General features: G+C 39.4%; 18 protein-coding genes. 10 read left to right on the forward strand and 8 right to left on the reverse strand.

Annotated features, from left to right (window positions below):
* Positions 1-88: 88 nt before the first annotated feature.
* Both rsmI and EPI11_RS11410 read right to left on the reverse strand, forming a co-directional pair.
* Positions 89-802 (reverse strand): 16S rRNA (cytidine(1402)-2'-O)-methyltransferase, encoded by a 714-nt coding sequence (rsmI, locus tag EPI11_RS11405; RefSeq protein ID WP_128390103.1) that lies wholly within the window; start codon positions 800-802, stop codon positions 89-91.
* Complete coding sequence (locus EPI11_RS11410; RefSeq protein ID WP_128390104.1) at positions 802-2076, reverse strand: hypothetical protein; 1275 nt, start codon at positions 2074-2076, stop codon at positions 802-804. The genes rsmI and EPI11_RS11410 overlap by 1 nt, the downstream gene beginning before the upstream one ends.
* A gap of 101 nt (positions 2077-2177) precedes the next feature.
* Here EPI11_RS11410 and EPI11_RS11415 point away from each other — a divergent pair, with 101 nt between their 5' ends.
* The 10 genes from EPI11_RS11415 (at position 2178) to EPI11_RS11460 (ending at position 14047) form a co-directional block, all read left to right on the forward strand.
* Entirely contained in the window at positions 2178-2822 is a 645-nt protein-coding gene (locus tag EPI11_RS11415; RefSeq protein WP_128390105.1) for a thymidine kinase, read from the forward strand.
* Positions 2819-5260, forward strand: a complete 2442-nt coding sequence (locus tag EPI11_RS11420) for a bifunctional UDP-N-acetylmuramoyl-tripeptide:D-alanyl-D-alanine ligase/alanine racemase (protein WP_128390106.1) — start codon at positions 2819-2821, stop codon at positions 5258-5260. Before EPI11_RS11415 ends, EPI11_RS11420 begins: the two co-directional genes overlap by 4 nt.
* A 62-nt stretch (positions 5261-5322) precedes the next feature.
* The gene (mscL, locus tag EPI11_RS11425) at positions 5323-5715 is read left to right on the forward strand and encodes a large conductance mechanosensitive channel protein MscL (protein WP_128390107.1); all 393 of its coding nucleotides are present in this window, start codon (positions 5323-5325) and stop codon (positions 5713-5715) included.
* A 140-nt stretch (positions 5716-5855) separates the two neighbouring features.
* Complete coding sequence (locus tag EPI11_RS11430; protein ID WP_128390108.1) at positions 5856-6845, forward strand: aspartate-semialdehyde dehydrogenase; 990 nt, start codon at positions 5856-5858, stop codon at positions 6843-6845.
* 166 nt (positions 6846-7011) lie between these two features.
* The gene (locus EPI11_RS11435) at positions 7012-7782 is read left to right on the forward strand and encodes a hypothetical protein (protein WP_128390109.1); all 771 of its coding nucleotides are present in this window, start codon (positions 7012-7014) and stop codon (positions 7780-7782) included.
* 152 nt (positions 7783-7934) lie between these two features.
* Positions 7935-8270 (forward strand): hypothetical protein, encoded by a 336-nt coding sequence (locus tag EPI11_RS11440; RefSeq protein WP_128390110.1) that lies wholly within the window; start codon positions 7935-7937, stop codon positions 8268-8270.
* Between the two features lie 117 nt (positions 8271-8387).
* Positions 8388-10772: a TonB-dependent receptor gene (locus EPI11_RS11445; RefSeq protein ID WP_128390111.1), complete on the forward strand. Its 2385-nt coding sequence runs from the start codon at positions 8388-8390 to the stop codon at positions 10770-10772.
* 17 nt (positions 10773-10789) lie between these two features.
* On the forward strand, positions 10790-11356 hold the full coding sequence (locus EPI11_RS11450; RefSeq protein WP_128390112.1) for a type 1 periplasmic binding fold superfamily protein: 567 nt from the start codon (positions 10790-10792) through the stop codon (positions 11354-11356).
* Positions 11357-11500: 144 nt separating this feature from the next.
* Positions 11501-11878, forward strand: coding sequence for a DoxX family membrane protein (locus EPI11_RS11455; protein WP_128390113.1), 378 nt, complete (start codon positions 11501-11503; stop codon positions 11876-11878).
* A gap of 87 nt (positions 11879-11965) precedes the next feature.
* Positions 11966-14047, forward strand: a complete 2082-nt coding sequence (locus EPI11_RS11460) for a prolyl oligopeptidase family serine peptidase (RefSeq protein ID WP_394343639.1) — start codon at positions 11966-11968, stop codon at positions 14045-14047.
* 224 nt (positions 14048-14271) lie between these two features.
* Here the strand turns inward: EPI11_RS11460 and EPI11_RS11465 are convergent, their stop codons facing one another.
* From EPI11_RS11465 to EPI11_RS11490, 6 genes are all read right to left on the reverse strand, one after another.
* The gene (locus EPI11_RS11465; protein WP_128390115.1) at positions 14272-15216 is read right to left on the reverse strand and encodes a lipid A deacylase LpxR family protein; all 945 of its coding nucleotides are present in this window, start codon (positions 15214-15216) and stop codon (positions 14272-14274) included.
* On the reverse strand, positions 15216-15893 hold the full coding sequence (mtgA, locus tag EPI11_RS11470) for a monofunctional biosynthetic peptidoglycan transglycosylase (protein ID WP_128390116.1): 678 nt from the start codon (positions 15891-15893) through the stop codon (positions 15216-15218). Before mtgA ends, EPI11_RS11465 begins: the two co-directional genes overlap by 1 nt.
* A gap of 617 nt (positions 15894-16510) precedes the next feature.
* Complete coding sequence (locus tag EPI11_RS11475; RefSeq protein WP_128390117.1) at positions 16511-17098, reverse strand: class I SAM-dependent methyltransferase; 588 nt, start codon at positions 17096-17098, stop codon at positions 16511-16513.
* A gap of 4 nt (positions 17099-17102) precedes the next feature.
* The gene (locus EPI11_RS11480) at positions 17103-18215 is read right to left on the reverse strand and encodes an NAD(P)/FAD-dependent oxidoreductase (RefSeq protein ID WP_128390118.1); all 1113 of its coding nucleotides are present in this window, start codon (positions 18213-18215) and stop codon (positions 17103-17105) included.
* A gap of 15 nt (positions 18216-18230) precedes the next feature.
* On the reverse strand, positions 18231-18950 hold the full coding sequence (locus EPI11_RS11485; RefSeq protein ID WP_128390119.1) for a DedA family protein: 720 nt from the start codon (positions 18948-18950) through the stop codon (positions 18231-18233).
* A 28-nt stretch (positions 18951-18978) separates the two neighbouring features.
* Entirely contained in the window at positions 18979-20208 is a 1230-nt protein-coding gene (locus tag EPI11_RS11490) for a dicarboxylate/amino acid:cation symporter (protein WP_128390120.1), read from the reverse strand.
* Positions 20209-20353 lie beyond the last annotated feature (145 nt).

Consider the following 20353-nt stretch of genomic DNA (forward strand, 5'->3'; position numbering starts at 1 on the left):
ACTATCACAAGGAGTAATTCGTTGTAACTGAAACTGAACTTGCCCATTTCCAACATTACAACAAAATAATAGCAATAGTAATATTGATCTAACTATCATATTCAGGCTTTTCCCTTTTCACTTTTCCAACAGGAACAAACCCACCCACAACAGCTACAATTTCTCCTCTTGGTTCTTTCTTTTCAAAATGAGCAAGTACTTCGGTTGCTGTACCGCGAACGGTCTCTTCGTGCATTTTAGAAAGTTCACGCGATACCGAAACCGGACGGTCTGCACCAAAGTATTGTGCAAACTCAGCCAGGGTTTTTACCAGTTTGTGTGGCGACACATAAAATATCATGGTTCTTGTTTCCTCGGCAAGTGCCAGGAAACGGGTCTGCCTTCCTTTTTTATCGGGTAGGAAACCTTCAAAAACAAACTTTTCGTTTGGAAGTCCGCTATTCACTAATGCCGGAACAAATGCGGTAGCGCCGGGAAGGCACTCTACCGGAATATCGTTTTCTACACAGGCACGGGTTAATAAAAACCCTGGGTCAGATATCGCAGGTGTTCCTGCATCCGATATCAGCGCAATGGTTTCGCCAGCCTGTAAACGTTTTATTATGCCTTCAACTGTTTTGTGCTCATTGTGCATATGATGGCTGTGCATGTGTGTGCCAATCTCAAAATGCTTAAGCAATTTGCTGCTGGTACGGGTATCTTCAGCCAGGATAAGGTCGACCTCCTTTAGCACTTTAATGGCACGAAAGGTCATGTCTTCCAAGTTGCCAATAGGCGTAGGAACAATATATAGTTTAGACATTAATCAAATTTTTTCTCCACAATACCCATAAAACGCTCTGCATACTCCTCTTTACCTGCCCAGTCATTGTAGTCTGGTTTTACAAGGTCTTCTATAAAGCTTTTAGCATCTTCATAGTTGTTCATAGTATTAAGCTGCGATAATACCCTGTTAAGGTCTTCGCCACTGCCGCCAAACAATTGTTTTTCGAAAGCAATGCGGTCGTTAAGGGTAAGTGAAATGGTTTTACCTAATGAATCGTTAAGTGTTTTAGGTCTGTCAGTATCTGCACTACGCGTTGCGCGATTCCCTATTACAGTACTTCCTTCTTCTTTAGGTTTTTGTATTTCTTTTTTAGGCTCTTCCACAACCGCCTGCGGCTGTATAATTTCCTGTTTAGGTTCTTCTGCTTCTTTTTTAGGTTCCTCTACAGTTTCTTTTTTATCAGACTGCCCCGGTTCCCAATCGCGCCAGTCTCTAACAACAGGCTTTACTTCTTCTTCCTCCTTTACAGGTTCTTCTTTTATAGGCTCTGCTTTTTTTGCAGGCTCACTATCCGATTTTTTAACAAACTCCGGTTCTTTATAATCGTGATAATCTTCAAATGTTATCTCTTTTTGTTTTTGAGGTACTTCGGGAGCAGCAGTTCTTTCAAAAGCAAAATCTAAATCTATTCCTGACTCTTCAACTTTAACGCTTTCATCAGGAGCGATGGTTGCGATCTCGGCATCACTTGCTTTTTCCTGCTCTTCAATAGTCGTTTCTGCAGGTTTTGTAAACACCGCTTCCGCAGATTCCTCCATCGCTTTTAACTCTCCGGCTGGTTTTTCTATTTCCATTGCCGCTACCGGCTCTTCAACGATCTCGTCTTCAACTATTTCTTTTGCCTCTTCAAGTTCTTCTTTCTCTTCTTCCAATTCTTCCTTAACTGGCTCAACAACAGCTTGGGTTACTTCTTCTTTAACCGCTACCGGTTTTTCTTCTTTTTTTGCTTCTTCTGCTATCTTAACAGCTGCAGCATCCGCTTTTGCCTTTGCTTCCTCTTTCTCAATTTCATTCGCCTTAACTTCAGGCTGTTCCTCAAGTCCATATACTTCTTCCAAAGTTTCTTCTGCCGATGCAAAACCAATGGTTGGCTTTATCTCACTAAAGTTATCTTCCACAAAACGCAGTACCGAGATCTTCTCGTACAGCTTCAGGGTTTCCTGCTGCAACTGATCCAGTTCGGCCCTGTTCTTCAATTTAAGTATCCTGTGAGCAATGCTTATCAGTTCGGCTTCTAACTTTTTCTTCATAACTTTTAGAATTATAGGGGATAGCGCAATAGTTTTTTAATAAATTTGTTTTATACAAAGTAACACAAAACATTTTTGTTTTACACCCTGAAAATTACAAAATGTTTCTTGAAAATACAGTAAATCATAAAGAACAATTCGGCTGGATAGAAGTGATCTGCGGGTCAATGTTTTCGGGCAAGACCGAAGAACTTATCCGTAGGCTTAAAAGAGCACAGTTTGCGCAGCAAAAGGTAGAAATCTTTAAGCCTGCCATAGAAACCCGATACCACGAAGAAATGGTAATATCGCACGATGCAAACCAGATCCGTTCCACTCCCATTACCTCATCTTCCATGATGCGGATACTGGCACAGGACTGTGATGTAGTAGGTATAGACGAAGCCCAGTTTTTTGACGATGAGATCGTAACCGTTTGCAACGACCTTGCCAATAGCGGCATAAGAGTTATTGTTGCAGGACTGGATATGGATTTTAAAGGAAATCCCTTTGGTCCTATGCCTGCCCTTATGGCTACAGCCGAGTATGTTACCAAAGTACATGCGGTTTGTACCCGTACCGGAAACCTTGCCAACTACAGCTTTAGAAAAGCCAACAACGACAACCTTGTCCTGCTTGGTGAAACCGAAGAATATGAACCTTTAAGCAGAGCCGCCTATTATGCTGCAATGAGAGAAGCTTCAATAATAAAAACATCTAATAAAGAAACGCCTTTACCAAAAGACGATTTAAATACACAGCCTTGAGTATAAAAATCCAGGATATTGTCGTCGCTATGCATTCCAAATTTGAAGGAATACAGCCCGATATGGAAATAGATAATGTATCTATAGACAGCCGATCATTACAAAACAATACAGGTACATTGTTTTTTGCCTTAACGGGACAAAACCGCAATGGCCATCAATACATAAACGACCTTATACACAAAGGTGTAGTTAATTTTGTGGTGAACCATATTCCCACAGGAGCTGTTGGGAAAGCCAACTTTTTTATTGTTGACAATACCCTGAAAGCATTACAGGATTTTGCTATTTATTACCGAAAACTTTTCAGCTTTCCGGTTATAGCTATAACCGGAAGCAGTGGAAAGACCGTTGTGAAAGAATGGCTCAATTACCTGCTTAGCCCCGATTTTAACATTATCCGAAGTCCTAAAAGTTACAACTCGCAGGTGGGTGTTCCTTTATCTATCATTGGTATCAACCAAAAACACAATTTGGGAATTTTTGAAGCGGGAATTTCTATCCCCGGAGAAATGGAGCATCTGGAACCCATCATCCGTCCGGAAATTGGTGTGCTCACTAATATTGGCACTGCACACGAAGAAGGTTTTACAAGCCATCAGGAGAAGATCCGCGAAAAGCTGAAACTCTTTAAAAATGCTAAGCTGCTTATCTATCAAAAAAATGGAGATGTAGCTAAAGAGCTGGATCCTAATCTAAAAACATTTACATGGGCTTTTAATGAAAGTGCCGATGTAATTATGAATACAATTAAAGATACATCAAGCACCAATCTTACGGTAATACGTCCTGAAGAAATGTTTGCGGTGACTCTTCCGTTTACCGACGATGCTTCTATAGAAAATGCTATTAACAGCCTTATGGTTTTACTGCATTTAAACTATAAAGTAGACATTATAAAAGAACGCATGGCAGGACTCTATCCGATAGAGATGCGCCTACAGGTAAAAAACGGCAGTAACGGCTGTACACTTATTGACGATAGTTACAGCTCTGACTACCAGTCATTAAAAATAGCACTCGATTTTTTAGAGCAGCATAAAACTCACGAAAAGAAAACAATAATCCTTTCGGATGTTTTCCAAAGTGGCTTTGAAACCGAAGAACTTTATGACAAGGTTGAAAAAATGCTTTCCGGGCATAAGATCAGTCAGGTAATAGGTATCGGCGATACGATTAGCAAACAACTGGCGCATCTGCCAAATTTCTATCCGTACAGTACAACTCAGGAATTCCTGACTCACTATAGAGCAAATGCCTTTGAGAATGAAACCGTACTGATAAAAGGGGCGAGAAATTTCCGCTTTGATGAGATTGTGGTATTCCTTGAAGAGAAAACCCATCAAACAGTACTCGAAATTAACCTCAACGCAATAACCCATAACCTTAACTTTTACAAAAGCAGGCTAAAACCGGAGACCAAAATCATGGTTATGGTAAAAGCCTTTGGCTACGGTAGCGGCAGTTATGAAATTGCCAAAGCTTTATCGCACCAAAAGGTAGATTATTTAGGCGTGGCTGTTGCCGATGAGGGAATTGCCCTGCGCAACGCAGGGATAACCATTCCTATAATTGTAATGAACCCGGAGCGCAGTGCTTTTGCCGCAATGGCTGCCTACAATTTAGAACCCGAAGTCTATTCTGCTAAAGAGCTAAGGGCTTTTATAACGGTGGCGCAGCAAAAAAACCTGTCCAACTACCCTATCCATATTAAGCTCGACACAGGTATGCACCGTCTTGGCTTTATGGAAGACCAATTAGCTGAACTTATTGAACTGCTTCACAACAACAACCTGGTTTCGGTAAAGAGTATTTTCTCGCATCTGTCGTCCAGTGATGTAACGGACTATCGTGATTTCACTCTGGGGCAAATTGCCAACTTCGAGAAATGGTCAAGTCATTTAATGAAAGAACTGGAAATAAATCCTATCCGCCATATACTAAACACATCGGGCATTTACAATTTCCCCGAAGCACAGTACAATATGGTGCGCCTCGGTATTGGTTTGTATGGTGTAGGCAATGACGAAGAAGAATACAAATGCCTGGCAAATGTGGGCACCCTTAAAACGGTTATCCTTCAAATAAAAGATGTAGATCCGGGTGAAAGCATTGGCTACAGCCGAAGATTTATAGCTAAAGAAAAGATCCGTATTGCAACCCTCCCCATAGGTTATGCCGATGGGATAAGAAGAGCATGGGGAAATGAAAAAGGCTATGTTACCATAAACAACAAAAAAGCAGTAATTACAGGTACTATCTCTATGGATATGATGATGGTAGACGTAACCGATATTGACTGCAAAGAAGGCGACAGTGCTGTCATTTTTGGCAAAAACCCATCGGTGGTCGAAATGGCTCAGGTATTAGGCACCATACCTTACGAAATTTTAACTAGTATTTCGCAGCGTGTAAAACGTATTTTTTACAAAGAGTAGAAATAGTTTTGTAACTTAGCTTATACCAAAACCAATTATTTTAAACTAAAAAACTGAAAACTATGGGATTAATGAAAGAATTTAAGGATTTTGCATTAAAAGGCAATGTACTGGATCTTGCCATTGGTGTTATCATTGGCGCTGCCTTTAACGCCATTATAAAATCGCTTGTAGAAGACATTATCACACCATTATTATTAACACCTGCCTTAAAAGCAGCCAACCTGGAAAACCTTTCTCAGCTTGTTATCCCGGGTACAGCAGTAAAGTATGGTAATTTTATTTCGAATGTAATATCGTTCATTATTGTTGCCTTTGTACTGTTCATGATCATTAAGGGTGTTAACGCCTCAAGAAAAAAAGACATCGAAGCACCTGCAGAACCGCCTGCTCCAACAAACGAAGAAAAACTTTTAATGGAGATAAGGGATGCTTTAAAGAACAGACAGTTATAAAAAGACGTTTCCGCTACACTATATATTCTATTATTAACAAAACCGTTCCCAGAGAACGGTTTTTCTTTGTGTAATTTCTGTTGGAGCAATTTGTTTTCTACCTACTTTTGCTTCAAATTAATTTAATAACATATACTATTATGAAAGTTGCTGTTGTAGGCGCTACCGGAATGGTAGGCGAAGTAATGCTGAAAGTACTGGCCGAAAGAAATTTCCCAATAACCGAATTAATCCCTGTAGCCTCTGAGCGATCTGTAGGTAAGGAAATCGAGTATAAGGGAAAGAAGTATAAGGTGGTGAGCCTTGATACTGCCGTGAGCATGAAGCCGGAAATAGCACTATTTTCTGCCGGTGGAGACACGTCTAAAGAATGGGCTCCAAAATTTGCCGAAGCAGGTACAACTGTAATAGACAATTCATCTGCATGGAGAATGGATCCTACCAAAAAACTGGTAGTGCCTGAAATCAATGCAAACCAGCTGACTAAAGAAGACAAGATCATAGCGAACCCAAATTGCTCTACCATACAAATGGTACTGGCGCTGGCACCGCTGCACAAAAAATACAACATTGAGCGTATTGTAGTTTCTACGTACCAGTCTATTACCGGAACAGGTGTAAAGGCGGTAAAACAGTTAGAGAACGAATATGCCGGTATTGAAGGCGAAATGGCATACAAATACCCTATTCACCGTAATGCTATTCCACAAATCGATTCGTTTGAAGAGAACGGCTATACGAAAGAAGAAATGAAAATGACACGTGAGACAAAAAAGATCATGTCTGACGATTCTATAAGAGTAACGGCTACTACGGTGCGTATCCCAACCGTAGGTGGGCACAGTGAATCAGTAAACGTACAATTCACAAATGACTTTGATATTAAAGAAGTACGCAGTATCCTTGAGAACACTCCGGGAGTTGTAGTACAGGATAACATAGATACATTTACTTACCCAATGCCTCTTTATGCAGAAGGTAAAGACGATGTATATGTAGGGCGTATCCGTCGTGATGAAAGTCAGGACAATACACTAAACATGTGGATCGTTGCTGATAACCTTAGAAAAGGTGCTGCTACCAACACCGTACAGATTGCTGAGTACCTGGTTGCAAATGGACTAGTATAATACAAGTATTCAAATTCTATATAGAACCTGCAACGAGAGTTGCAGGTTTTTTATTTATACCATTCAAATGGAGTAATACGGAGTAGAATCCTGAGGTTTAATGCCTACTAGCAATGCAGATCTCATCTACTAAATATTTATATCTTTACCTAAACCATCAATTGCAATGAACAGATCAGTATTACTTTTGCTCGCACTAATCTGCTTACTTTTATCCTGTAAAAGAAGCGACAACAATAAAAAAGAAAATGTAATACATGATGAATATAATCATGATTACGACACAACACGCATTGTACGGTCTAATGCCGAAAGATTAAGAAATCACTTCATACATCATGAAATACGCCCAAAAATGATGATCAATAATATTGATGGAAATGAAAATGAGATCAAGTTAGCAAACCACAATATTAAATGGATCAATGGCAGAAAAGAAACTATTTTGATTATTGATAACAAACAGATTTCTTTAAAAGGCACAACAACTATAAATGAGGTTCATAACTTTAAGAAAGACACTTTAAATTTTACAGGTAAATGGACCCAGGTAAAATTATACAAATTGAACGGAAGAGATATAATTGCAGTGGAGATTGAATATAGCATTTATAAAGACTACCCAACAAATCTTTACTTATTGTATGACACTGCAAAAAAGACAACCAATTATTTTGGGGCATTTGAAGCAAAAAACGGAATGAATCTGTATAATTTTGGGGATGATAAAATACGTTTTGTAAGTCAATCACATCTTATAACACCTACATGCCCTGAAGATATCTATAATATATATTCGATAGATAATGAAGGTATATTTCAATTACAAAAAAAGCGAAATGGCAAACCTTACGAAATATTACATTTCTACACCCCTGAAGGTATTAAAGAGTTTGAAGGCTTGGTTCAGGACGATTGGATAAAAAAAATAAAATGATCTAACAATCCATTTTAATTTATACGCTAACTGGAAATAAAAATATACCCATATCAAGATTTCTCCTTCGTCGAAATGACAGAAACAGGTTAAAACAACATTAATTGCAACACAATTGCATTTAATTCAAAATCTTTTCTACCTTTGCTGTCATGAAAAGAAAATTCGCCATATTCAATCTGGCCCTGATGGCATTAGTGCAGCTCACTATCGCCTATCAGTCTTTTCACGCGTTTAGCCATCAGCATGCTCATGAACAGCATAAGGTAAAAAAAGAATCCAAGCAGTTTAGCGCGCTCGACCATGATCACGAAGAAGACTGCTCTATTTGTGATTTCCATTTTGACTACTTCATTGTCCCACAGGAATTTTGCTGCAGGCTCGATTTTCCGTTTAAACCCATTCCTTACAGCTTTAGCAGCATAGAAGGCAGCAAGGCATTTGCCGGAAGCCTGTATGCGCATAGAGGCCCTCCTTCATTTGTTTAAGACATCATTTACGACCATCCCATCCCGAAACGCTTCGATATACTGAGCGCGACTACGGATTTTCGGCATACGCCGGAATCAGAGGGGATATTGTATTATTCTTAGACTCTATACATCATGCGATTTTACTATATATTCCTAGCCGTTTTTATGGCAGGAAGCCTGTGTGCGTATTCCCAAAATACCATTAGCGGAAGCGTTACCACAACCCAAAATAAGCCTCTGGACGGGGCACATATCCATATTGAGGAACTGCACGCCATGAGTAATCCTGACGGCAGTTACAAAATACAGAACATACCTGCGGGGCAGCACCGTGTGGTAATATCTTACATTGGCTATAAAAGCCTGGACACGCTGCTTTACATTACAGGTTCAACACGATTGGACGCTATTTTAAAACCGGAAGCCACTCAACTGCAGGAGGTGGTGTTATCTGCAAATAATGCTGTCCCCAAAAATGTTATTCATGAGCAGAAACTCAAAACCGAAACCATTGAGAAATACAGCAATGCTTCCCTGGGAGATGCCCTGAAAGAGATTGCCGGGGTATATACCTTAAAAACAGGGAATAACATTGTAAAACCTGTTATTAATGGACTGCACAGCAGCAGGGTTCCGGTTATATCTAATAATGTAAGGCTTGAAGACCAGCAATGGGGTACAGAGCATGCACCAAATTTAGACATCAATTCGGCAGGAAAAATATCGGTTATTAAAGGTGCCTCGGCACTGCAGTATGGCGGTGATGCCGTGGGCGGCATTGTATTGGTAGAACCTGTTAAGGTATTAAAAGACACTTTATTTGGAAAGACCATACTCAATGCAGCATCAAACGGGCGTGGTGGTAGTATATCTTCCAGCCTGCACAAAGGTGCCGAAAAAGGATGGGCTTGGAACGCTGCCGGAACCTATAAATATATGGGTGACAGGGAAGCACCGAATTATGTATTATCGAACACTGGGAATCGTGAAAGCAATTTTGCAGGCGACGTAAAATACATTGGTAGTGATTATGATCTTTCGGCATCCTATAGTTTTTATGATGCCACCATTGGTATCGCTAAAGCAACCCATATAGGTAATGTAAGTGATTTGGTTCGTGCTATTAATAGCGGACGTCCTAATGTGGTTGAGCCTTTTACTTATGACATTAATGCGCCAAGACAGGAAGTACAGCATCATTTGGCCAAATTGAATTTCAATAAACGATTTAGTGATGCTTCTACGCTATCGGTACAATATGCTTTTCAGCACAACAGCCGTAAGGAGTTCGACATTCGCCGTGGTGCGTTTACCAATAAACCCGCACTCGATCTTACTCTCGTGACACATTCGGCGCAGGCCGACTGGAAAAAAGAAACAGATGCGTTAACACTTAAAAGCGGCGTAAGTGGTTCGGCACAAAAAAATGATGCCAGTCCTGATACTAATATTCGCCCGCTTATTCCAAATTACAGCAAATATGACGCAGGGGTTTACGGAATAGCATCGTATGCTTTCTCAGACAGTTTTACTGCCGAAGCCGGGGTTCGTTATGATTTCTCTAAAATGGATGCCTCCAAATTTTACCAAAAATCACGTTGGACAAACCTTGGCTATGACAAAGAATTTGCACATTTTATTACGGGTGACTTCGGTTCGCAATGGCTAACCAATCCGCAATTTACGTTTCATAATATATCGGCAAGTGTTGGTATTCGTAAAGAGCTGGATAACGGCATGCAGGTATTGGCAAATGCCAGCCTTGCTATGCGTAACCCAAATCCGTCTGAACTTTTTAGCGATGGATTGCACCACTCTAACGGAACTATCGAGTTAGGCGATTTGCGTACAGACAAAGAGAAAGCGTATAAATTCTCCGCAACTTTATTAAAATCAAACGGCAGCTTTACTTTTGAAGCTACACCTTATTTAAATCTTATAAACAACTTTATATACCTCGCCCCTACCGAAATTGAGTACACCATCAGGGGAGCTTTCCCGGTATACCGCTACCGCCAGACGGATGCGCTTTTAGCGGGTTTAGATTTGCACACCAACTGGAAAATAGCCAGTAACTGGCAGCATAACTTTTCGTTTGCTTATGTATACGGACAGGACACTACGAAAGACCAGCCCTTGATCGAGATGCCTCCGCTTAATATCGCGAACACCATTCGCTATACTAAAGAAAATTGGCATCAGCTGTTTTTAGAATTACGCAGTGAAGCCATTTTTAAACAAACCCGTTATCCTAACAACAACTTCAATGTAGACCTTCCTGTAAATGGTGAGTTGGTAAGCACGCCGGTAGATGTAAGTACGCCGCCGGCGGGTTACCACCTATTACATTTCAACTCGGGTATTACATTTAATACATCTCAAAAAAGCACCGTAACGGTTGGGTTATCTGTGCTTAATATTTTTAATACAACCTACCGCGATTATCTTAACCGCCAGCGTCTTTATACTGACGACCTAGGCAGAAATTTTCAACTGCAATTAAAATTTAATTATTAATACGTAATCTTTCAAACATGAAAAATCTTAGAATCTTAGCTTTAGCATTGGTATCAATCACAACTTTTTCATCGTGCAGCAGCGATGATGATAAAGCAACCCTGGTAAACGAAGAAGAAGTAATAACTACCATAAACGCAACCTTAACACCACAAGGCGGAGGCACCCCTGTCGTATTGCTTTCCCGCGACCTTGACGGTGACGGACCAAATGCTCCTATAGTAACAGCATCGGGCAATTTTACAGTCGGAGCCATATACAATGGTACTGTAACGTTTCTTAATGAGCTAACGAATCCTGCTGAAGACATTACGGCTGAAATAAAAGAAGAGGGCGATGAGCACCAGATCTTTTTCCAGCAAACTGGCCTAGGCACCTTTGCTTACAACGATAAAGATGTAAACAACAGACCTATTGGTTTGAACTTCGTTTATACTGCAGCTGCAACTCCTGCAACAGGAACACTGAACATCGTACTTATCCATGAGCCTAACAAAGCGGGCGAAGGAGTTTCACAGGGTATAATAACCAATGCTGCCGGTGCTACCGATGCTCAGGTAACTTTTAATGTAACTGTGCAGTAAACTGTTTTAAATACTTCATTAATTAAATGCCTCTGTAGTTGTACAGAGGCATTTTTATTTGCATTTATTTTTACGAAAAATGCAATAAATAATTTATTAAATTTAATTATAAACTACACAATACTAACACTTAAACTATTGCTTATGAATTCAAAATTTACCCAAATTGTAAGGATTATGCTTGGTCTTATCCTGATTGTATTCGGCGTTAATAAAATATATTCCTTTATTCCTTTACCCCAACCTCCACAAGCAGCTGCCGATTTTATGAGTTCCATGTCCGATACCGGCTACATTCTCACCGTAGTTGCCATTTTTGAAATTGTAATCGGCCTGATGTTAATTTTCAGGATATGGGTGCCATTTGCGCTTCTATTGCTTGTTCCAATTTCAGTCAACATTCTTTTATTCCACCTGTTCCTTGACATTCCGGCAATAGGCACCGCCTTGCTTGTAGTAGTCTTAAATGCCATATTATTGTACAAGCACAGGGTAAAATACAAGCCTTTATTTGTTTCTTAGAACGGTACGATTCGTTATATTTGTGAATCTAACTTGCTAAAAATGAAAAACACTCTAACGGTAATGGCTGCGGCCTGCTGCCTTACTATGAATGCACAGACTCACGAAAATAATAAATCGGAGATTAAATATCCCGTAACACGAAAAGCCGATAATGTTGATACTTACTTTGGAACAAATATCCAGGATCCTTACCGCTGGCTGGAAGATGACCGATCTGAAGAAACAGCAGCATGGGTTAAAGCAGAAAACGAAGTAACGTTTAACTACCTTTCAAAAATTCCGTTTCGCGACGCTCTTAAAGCCCGCATGGAAAAGTTATGGAATTATGAAAAAATAGGCGCCCCTTTTAAAGAAGGTGACTACACCTACTATTACAAAAACAACGGATTACAAAATCAGTCGGTATTATACCGTAAGGATAAGAGCGGTAAAGAAGAGGTTTTTCTTGATCCAAATACTTTTTCTAAAGACGGAACGACTTCTTTAGGAGGTATAAACTTTACCAAAAAAGGTGATCTTGCTGCTTATGCCATATCTGAAGGCGGAAGCGACTGGCGTAAAGTATTTGTAATGGATACTAAAACAAAAAAAATCGTTGGTGAAACTATTGTAGATGTAAAATTTAGTGGTGTTTCATGGAAAAACAGCGAAGGTTTTTACTACTCAAGCTATGATAAGCCGGAAGGCAGTGAGCTGTCTGCAAAGACCGATCAGCACAAGCTGTATTACCACAAACTTGGTACGCCTCAAAAAAGCGATAAAGTAATTTTTGGCCAGGATCAAAAAAGACGTTATGTGAATGGTGGTGTTACCGAAGATATGAAATACCTTATTATTTCGGCAGCCAACTCTACATCAGGTAACGAACTTTACATTAAAGACCTGACTAAACCGGACAGCAAAATTGTAAATATTACTGATAATTTTGACAGCGACAGCAACATTATAGACAACAACGGCAGTACCTTGTACATTGCAACCAATTACAAAGCGCCTAACATGAAAATTGTAACGGTAGATGCATCAAATCCGGCGCAAAAGAATTGGAAAGACCTTATTGCTGAAACAGAAAACGTATTATCGCCATCTACAGGTTCAGGGTATATTTTTGCTGAGTACATGCAGGATGCCGTTTCTGTGATTAAACAGTATGACTACAATGGCAAACTCGTTCGTAATATCGAATTACCTGGAATTGGTACAGCCGGAGGTTTCGGTGGTAAAAAAACTGAGAAAATTTTATACTACTCTTTTACCAATTACATAACACCGGGAACTATCTATACATATGATCCTGCAACAGGAAAATCGGCTGTTTACCAAAAACCGAAAGTAGACTTTAACGGTGACGAATATGAGTCAAAACAAGTATTCTATACATCTAAAGATGGTACTAAAGTACCAATGATAATAACACATAAAAAAGGTATTAAGCTTGACGGCACTAACCCTACAATATTATATGGTTATGGCGGATTCAACATCAGCCTTACACCAAGCTTTAGCATTGCTAATGCCGTATGGATGGAAAACGGCGGTATTTATGCTGTGGCTAACCTAAGAGGTGGTGGTGAATATGGTAAAAAATGGCATGATGCAGGAACAAAACAGCAAAAACAAAATGTATTCAATGACTTTATTGCTGCTGCAGAATACCTTATTTCCAGCAAATACACATCGTCTAAATTCCTTGCTATAAGCGGAGGAAGTAATGGTGGATTGTTAGTAGGCGCAACCATGACGCAACGCCCTGACCTTATGAAGGTGGCATTACCATCTGTAGGTGTACTGGACATGCTGCGTTACCATACTTTCACAGCAGGTGCAGGATGGGCATATGATTACGGTACGGCCGAAGACAGCAAAGAAATGTTTGATTACCTGAAAGGATACTCTCCGGTACACAACGTTAAAAAAGGCATTCAATATCCGGCAACAATGATAACAACAGGTGACCATGACGACCGTGTTGTACCGGCACACAGCTTTAAGTTTGCTGCCGAGCTTCAGGAGAAACACCAGGGAACAAATCCGGTACTTATCCGTATTGGTGTTAAAGCAGGCCACGGAGCCGGAAAATCTATTGCACAAACCATTGCAGAGTACAGCGATGTTCAGGCATTTACGCTTTACAATATGGGTGTAACACCTAAGATCAAAAAGTAATTAACTACAACTGATGTATATCAAAAATCCCATTCGGTAGAAACTGAATGGGATTTTTTGTTGGGTTTAACTTAAGAGTGTCGAAACTATAAGGTTTAGCATTTTTGCTAAAACAAAGAGGACACCTAATTCAATCATGTGGCGCTTCGACAAGCTCAGCGTGACAGCATCATCCATGGAGATAAAGCAATAAAATCCGCGTTCCGTTAAAATTGTCTGATGTATTATAAAAGATAAGAGACCTGTATGGAACCGTAGTAGAATCCGGTAATTACATTATTAGAAAGTTCTTTGCCTCTGTAATGAACCGAATACGAATAATTCCAATTGTTGTAGCGGTATTTTAAGCCAATTTCGGCATTGAATCGAAACGGTATAAGCGGAAAAGTTACAGGACTTGTAGTATTAAAATGGCTGCCCTGAATGGTAGCATCATACTGCATGTACTGCACCATAGGATTTATATACAGGAAAAACTCCCGTTGTTCTTTATAAAATTCCTTATTGTGATTGAGTACCGCCCCATGAAGACTGGAGTTGTACATAGCCTGCAATGGCCTTTTAAAGCTTATACGCGACATTGCTCCTATACTGGCAGTAGTCCATATCGTGCCGATGTTTATTTCACCCTGTACGTGAAAATCTACCTTTTCTTTATAGCGCTCTGCAAATATCTTTTTAGAATAAAAGGCAGCTGCCTGTACTGCTACGGTTGTTGTTATCTGGTACTGCCATCCTCTTACTGTTGGATAACCAACAAGCTGGTGCAATCCGCGCTGAACTTCCTCTGCGCCCGATTCCGGCCCAACTACACCTCCCTGAAAAGTGAGCTTAAAAATACTTTCATCGGTATAAAAAGTATTAATACCTGCTTCTGCAAAAAGATACCCGGCAAAAGGTCTGTCGTTTACATTGATCTCGTTTGCACGCACCGACTGCGGATTATAAATATATTGTCCCACCCTGAACTCGGTTATTTTTTTAGCTACCTTTTCATTTTGGCTGCTGCCGAGGTATCTGTAAAAAATTTCGAGTCCTGCCGTATAGTATTGATCGTTTACAGGAGAACTGTAAAGATCGTTATCGGTAATTAAGCCTATCTCTGCAGGTTTCTGTCCCAATATGAGAACAGAATATAAAAGCGCTGCTATAAGATAGGATTTTGTCATTAATATTCTAGCTTAACATAACGCATGAGGCGTACAATCCTGCCTTTTCGTCTTTCTGTGTAACCCGAAGAACCAACAGCTCTGAATTTTCTTGGATTTGGAAGTATTGCTGCAATACCGGCTGCTTCATATTTGGTAAGGTCGTTGGCATTTTTGTGGTACCAGTGCTGTGATGCAGCCTGCGCTCCATAAACACCATCGGCCATTTCTATACTGTTAAGGTATACTTCCATGATACGCTCTTTGCTCCACAGCAATTCTATAAGCACTGTGAAATAAGCTTCAAGTCCTTTACGAAGATAGCTTCTGCCCTGCCACAGGAAAACATTCTTAGCCGTTTGTTGTGAAATGGTGCTTCCCCCTTTTATTTTGTTCCCTTTCTGGTTGTTTTTAAATGCTTTTTGCATTGCTTTAAAATTAAAGCCGTTATGTGTTAAAAACAAATCGTCTTCACTGGCAATAACTGCTTTTTGAAGATTAGGCGATATTTCTTCAATTGGCACCCAGTCATGACTGCATGTCATTTCTTTACCTTCTGCTTTTTGCTCTAATGCTCTTGACAGCATTAAAGGTGTAAAAGGAACCGGCACATAGCGGAATATCACTACTGATAGTACAGATAGCGCAAAAAACCAAAGAAATACCTTAAAAAGGAAACGGGATATTTTTCGAAGCATATAGTAAACGATTAACAGAGCGAAATTACGAATTTGTTGGATAATAATTCAATCCCTTTATCAAATTACAGTTGTGATTCTATGAACTAGTCTAAGAAGAATTAATAATGACTATACAACATGCGACAGATAGACAATCGCAAACATCACAAAGAATAGAAACACCTGAAAAGTAAAAGTTTTAAAAACATACACGACACCATGTGGTGGCTTAAAAAACTTTTTTGCCAATAAAAATGCTAGTGTACACAGAAATAAATCCCAAAAATCGCAGTATCCTTTTGTAATACCAATTAATTGGAAAAACTCCCATAAGTAAGCGAACACTATTGGTATATAAATACAATTTACCGAATATCGACCCATCGAAAAGTACATATTTTTAGAAACCAACGCAGTACAAAACACCCATAATGCTTCGGGAATTGAATATATGATCCAGTCTGGCAAAGGTATTATTGTCCTTACCACATTCCTCAATTGATAGAATGAATCACGAGAAAACACACTTATAAAAACTCTGTTTACAACTGTATCTGTGGTTCTATAAAAAGTATACAGAAATAATGCCCCTAAAAGACATAATCCAATAATACTATAGTAAATATATTTTTTCATCAGGGCTTTTGAAGGATTATCAATTTAAAATAACCCAGTTTTCCGCACTTTAAATTATTTACAATAGTATAATTTGACGTATCGAGATCTTTAAAATAAAACTCAGACCTAAATTTTAATAATCGGGCAAAAGGCTTAAAACCTCTATCAATAAATCCTATAAAATTATCAGGAGTAAAATGATTTAAGATCAACAAATATCCTTTAGGTTTCAATACCCTGAATGCTTCAGTAAGCATACGATCAGGATTAGATGTTACCGCCAGCACATGGCACATAACAGCAATATCAAAAGCAGCATCAGAAAAATCGAGTTTTTCACCATCCATCTGTATAAACTGAACACCTTCCCCATTTTTGATCTTTGCTTCTGCAAGCATTCCCTCAGATGAATCTATGGCGGTAATAACTTTGTCTTTATACAGCTTTAAGCAGCTGCCGTTCCCTACACCTATTTCAAGTAAATTTAAACCGGGAAGAGCATTGGCATGACTAATCAGTCTTTTTTTATGCGCCCCAATAAAAACATCTATCACAGGATATAGAAAAGATAATGCATTATAAAATTTATGTGACGATTTTATCATATTTCTAAACCAATTCAGCAAGTTCTGCACCTATCATACTACCTATAGCTACCCCCATACCACCAAGCCGTACACCGCAATACACATGATTGGATAACTGCTGTACAATTGGGTTTTTCTGAGCACCCATTCCCATAATACCGCTCCAGCGATGCGCAACAGTAAAATCGGTAGTAGGCAAAATTACTTCACGGAGCATTTTTTCCAGTTGGTTTTGTATAATATCCGTTTCACCAAATTCGGTTGTAGTTTCACCTTGAAAATCAAGATTTCTTGCTCCTCCAAAAAGTATGCGATCATTTATATTACGAAAATAGTAATATCCTCTGTCTACATGAAACGTACCTTTTATATCGAGATTGGGTATCGGTTCTGTAATAAGAACCTGTGCACGAGCTGGTTTTACAGCCCCTTTTGTCAATCCTCCGGCAAAGCCATTGGTCGCAAACAGCACTTTTTTTGTAGTAAAATTAAAATCACCAAGACTTACGTCTACACCATCGCTTTTTTCGTTGATGGCAGTAACGGTCTGGCTATTTAAAATAAGAATGTTTTGAGAAACAGCTTCTTTAAGTAAAGCCTGCATCATGTTTCCGGTATCGATCTGTCCTTCAAACGGATTGAATATTAGATATTCCTGTATGCCTTTAAAATTAAAGCGGTCTACTTCTTTCGCAAAAACATCTGCTTTAAAAAGAGGCTTCAGGATTTCATTTACAAAGGGCATACGCCGAAGGCATTCTTCATATCCTTCAGCATCATTGTCAAGAAACAGCTCATAACCGCCAAAAGGTCTAAAATCGATTGCGGCATCACCCAGTCGCTTCCTGAGCAGTTGTAATCCGCTCCAGCGTTTTTGGATAAGGGCAATAACTTCTTCTTCGGTATGATTCTTTAAATCGTCTATGATTTCAGACAGGCTGCCAAAACAGGCAAAACCTGCATTCTTGGTACTCGCTCCCTGAGGCAGCGGCCCTTTTTCGAGTACAAGTATTTTACTATTGGGAAACCGTTCGCGAAGGCGCAATGCGGCATGAAGCCCTACAATTCCGCTTCCTACTATGGTATAGTCTACAGCAGTAAACCAGTTTTTAATTTCCCAATAGCTCAGGTTCATAACAACAAGTTGTTATTATAGTTCTTCGTCTTCTTTACCAACTTCTTTAGCCTCTTCTTCGGTTACCTTTTTACCTTTTATAGCATTAAGAACCAATGGCACAGTAGTAATTACTACGATGATAATGATGATGTATTCAATGTGAGATTTAAGATCGATATCGAATTTCGTAAGGAACAGTTCATACAGGTAGTGTCCTGCAAAAATAAGGATGAACGCCCACAGGAAAGAACTCACGATATTAAATAGCATAAATTTTTTCTTATCCATTTTTACAACTCCTGCAATGATAGGGGCAAACGTACGGATGATAGGCAGGAAACGTGCAAAAATAATGGCACGGCCTCCATGCTTTTCGAAAAAGTCATGTGATTGTATAAGGTATTTTTTCTTGAACCAGAAAGAATCTTCTTTAGTGTAAAGGTATGTACCACTTTTAGCACCAAACCAGTAACCGAAAGTATTACCCACAATACCTGCAATAGCAACCAGAACAGACAGTAAAAGAACATTTAGAAACTCGCCTTCAATGGTAAATAATGTAGCCATAAGCTCGTTACTATAAATACCTGCAAGGAATAAAAGGCTGTCGCCCGGAAGGAAGAAACCTGCAAAAAGGCCGGTTTCGGCAAAAACAATAAATAATACTACGTAAATACCTACCGGTACTCCTCCAATTTGAAGGTTAATGTAAAATTCAGGGTTAATTAACTGCGTCCAGTGAAAACTGTCCATATTCTGTGTGTGTTTTTAATCTAAAAAATTATACTTCTTTTGCTTCCCATTTATCTACTGCACTCGTAGCAAGAGCGTTACCCAGTACATTTGTCATACTACGCGCCATATCACAAAAATGGTCTATCGGCAGTATAAGAGCAATACCTTCCGGCGGAATGCCAAACATGGCACATGTTGCCACTACTACAATTAGTGAAGCCCTGGGAACACCGGCAACACCTTTACTGGTAAGCATAAGCACCAATAACATTAAAATTTGTTTCTCGATTGGCATGTCTATACCATATACCTGTGCTATAAATAAGCTGGCAAAGGTCATGTACATCATACTCCCATCAAGGTTAAACGAATACCCTAACGGCAACGTGAACGAAACGATCTTAGGGTCGCACCCAAAGTTCTCTAACTCTTCTGTTAATTTAGGGAAAACAGCCTCACTACTTGTTGTAGAAAACGCAATAAGCAACGGGCTGGCCAGTCTTCTTAACAAAGTCCACAACCTGTTACCTAATACAAGATATCCAACACTTAAAAGAACCACCCATAAACACAGTATACCCAACGCAAAGGCAGCAAGGTAGTTAGCATACAGCTTCCATATATCAAAACCATAAATGGCAACCGCAGCGGCTACAGCTCCCAATACTCCTAATGGCGCTACCCACATAACGTAGCCCACCATTTTTAATACCACATGGGCTATAGTATCTAAAACCCTTAATACAGGCTCAGCACTTTTACCCACAGATGATAATGCAATTCCAAACAATATCGAGAAAATTACAATTTGTAATATCTCATTAGTTGCCATAGCCTCAAAAATACTTTTAGGCACAACATGCGTAACAAACTGTTCTAAAGAAAACGAATGTGTATTTTGCACCAGGTCATCTGCAGACTTTACATTCTCCATGGTTACTGCTGTGTTTTTACCCGGCTCAAGCCAGTTTACAAGCAGCATTCCCAGTAATAACGACATTAAAGATGCCGACAAAAACCATGCCATGGCTTTCGCTCCAACTCGGCCCACCATCTTCATATCGCCCATCTTTGCAATACCAACCACAAGGGTTGTAAATACAAGCGGAGCAATAATCATTTGTACCATTCTAATAAAAATAGTACCTAACAGCTTAATATTCTTTGCAAAGCCTTCTCCACTCTCTGGGTATTGGTAATGCACAAGGCCACCTAAGGCAACGCCAAGAACAAGACCTGTAACAATGGCGATAAAGAGTTTATTATTACTTTTCAAAATATTTATTTTTAAGTGGGTGAAAATACTCATATTTTTTTAAATACGGGTTTCCTTATTATTTTTAAGCCATTCTTTTGCAGTATTTACAAACATTTAACTAAAAAAAATATCAATATCCATCCAAACAACAAATAGCATTCGC

This window comes from Flavobacterium cerinum (assembly GCF_004028155.1).
Lineage (GTDB): Bacteria > Bacteroidota > Bacteroidia > Flavobacteriales > Flavobacteriaceae > Flavobacterium > Flavobacterium cerinum.